The following is a 2,226-nucleotide window of genomic DNA, read 5'->3' as shown; positions in this document are numbered from 1 at the left end:
AAACTCGCCGACTGGGACATCTCGCGCGACGCGCCGTACTTCGGCTTCGAGATCCCCGGCGCACCCGGCAAATACTTCTACGTGTGGCTCGACGCGCCGGTCGGCTACTACGCGAGCTTCAAGAATCTCGCCGAAAAGCGTGGCCTCGATTTCGACGCGTGGGTGCGCAAGGGGTCCAAGGCCGAGCAATACCACTTCATCGGCAAGGACATCCTGTATTTCCACACGCTGTTCTGGCCGGCGATGCTCGAGTTCTCGGGCCACCGCACGCCGACCAACGTGTTCGCGCACGGGTTTCTGACCGTCGACGGCGCGAAGATGTCGAAGTCGCGCGGCACCTTCATCACCGCGCAGAGCGTGATCGACACGGGCCTGAACCCCGAATGGCTGCGCTACTACTTCGCCGCCAAGCTCAACAGCACGATGGAAGACCTCGACCTGAACCTCGACGACTTCCAGGCGCGCGTGAACAGTGACCTGGTCGGCAAGTACGTGAACATCGCGAGCCGCGCGGCCGGCTTCCTGATCAAGCGTTTCGACGGCCGCGTGCAGGACAGCGCGATGCATCACCCGCTACTCGCGACGCTGCGCGCCGCGATCGCGCACATCGCCGCGAACTACGAAGCGCGCGAGTACAACCGCGCGCTGCGTCAGACGATGGAACTGGCCGATTCGGTCAACGCCTACGTCGACACCGCGAAGCCGTGGGACCAGGCAAAAGATCCGGCCAACGCGGTCGCACTGCACGAAACCTGCAGCGTCAGCATCGAGGCGTTCCGTCTGCTGTCTATCGCGCTTAAGCCGGTGCTGCCGAAGCTCGCTGAAGCGGTCGAAGCGTTCCTCGGCATCGAGCCGCTCAGATGGGCCGACGCAAACGTGCCGCTCAGCTCGACGCGCCCGATCAACGCGTACAAGCACCTGACGACGCGCGTCGATCCGAAGCAGATCGAAGCGTTGCTCGCGGCCAACCGCGAATCGCTGCAGGCTACGCCGGAAACCGCCGCCGACACGAACAGTCAGTCGAAGAACGCCGCGAAAACCGGCGCAAAAACGGCGGTTGCCGGAAAGGATGAAGCATCCAGCGTCATCTCGATCGACGACTTCGCGAAAGTCGACCTGCGCATCGCCAGAATCGTCGATTGCAAGGCGGTGGAAGGCTCGGACAAGCTGCTGCAACTCACGCTCGACGTCGGCGAGGAAAAGACCCGCAACGTGTTCTCAGGCATCAAGTCCGCGTATCAGCCGGAGCAGTTGATCGGCAAGCTGACCGTGATGGTCGCGAACCTCGCGCCGCGCAAGATGAAGTTCGGCATCTCCGAGGGAATGGTGCTTGCCGCGTCGGCCGCGGACGAGAAGGCCGAGCCGGGCCTCTACGTGCTCGAACCGCATAGCGGCGCAAAACCGGGCATGCGCGTGAAGTAATACGCGGCGCTGGGCAGCGCGCTCGGGCGCTTCGCCACGCCCCATGCAAAAACGGCACGCTTCGCGCGTGCCGTTTTCTTTTACCGCGACGTCATCGCACCGGCGCTCACCAGGTGATCCGGTCAAAGCGCCGCGTGTACAACACATCGGTGCCATAGAACGTCCCGCCATACACGACCAGCGACCAGTAGCGCGACAGATTGATCGTCGCCTTGACCGCGTTGCTCGCCGACTGCAGCCCTTGCTCGTAGCCGATCACCAGCCACTCGTTGATCGCCTTGGACACCATGACGACCTGCGGATCGGTCAGGCCGACATCGCTGCGGCCGATCGAAAACTCATCGAGCCCCACAGTCTGCGCGATTCGCTTGCCGGTCGCGCTGCCGAGCAGCGCGAGCGCCGTCGTCATCGTGCTCTGCTGACCGAGGTTGTTACCCTGGTCGGTGCCATGGCCAAACAGCAGCCACGAGAGCTTCTCGTTGTCCGGCACGCTGGGCTCCGACACCAGCCGCGCGACCGGTGCCTGCAGCGTACCGGTGACCTGCACGCCCGCTTCGACCTGCTGATTGCGACGCATCGCGAGAATGTTGATGCCTGGATTGGTGACTGGGCCGTTGAACGTGAAAAAGCCGTTCTCGATCGCCAGCTTGCGGCCGAACGCGGTGTAGGTCGACCCTTGCAGCACGCGCACATTGCCCACCGCGCGTAGCGGCGTGTTCGGCGCGCTGGTCGCGGTGATCGTGCCGGCAAGAGCGAGATCCGCGCCCTGGCCGCGGAAGCGGAAGTCCCTGCCGATACCGATCT

2 protein-coding genes are annotated in these 2,226 nt (G+C 64.0%); one reads left to right on the top strand and one right to left on the bottom strand.

The features are described 5' to 3' along the window. Positions 1–1,422, top strand: a 1,422-nt coding sequence (metG, locus tag VGH68_RS10915; RefSeq protein ID WP_331603631.1) for a methionine--tRNA ligase, incomplete at its 5' end; no start/stop codon positions are given. A 106-nt stretch (positions 1,423–1,528) separates the two neighbouring features. On the opposite strand, the gene VGH68_RS10910 is transcribed toward metG, so the two are convergent. Continuing rightward, positions 1,529–2,226, bottom strand: a 698-nt coding sequence (locus VGH68_RS10910; protein WP_331603630.1) for a translocation/assembly module TamB domain-containing protein, incomplete at its 5' end; no start/stop codon positions are given.

Origin of the sequence: Paraburkholderia sp. (genome assembly GCF_036488505.1) — a bacterium.
Taxonomy (GTDB): domain Bacteria; phylum Pseudomonadota; class Gammaproteobacteria; order Burkholderiales; family Burkholderiaceae; genus Paraburkholderia.
Note: the sequence above shows the minus strand (reverse complement) of the source record. Positions and strands in the feature narration are given on the sequence as shown.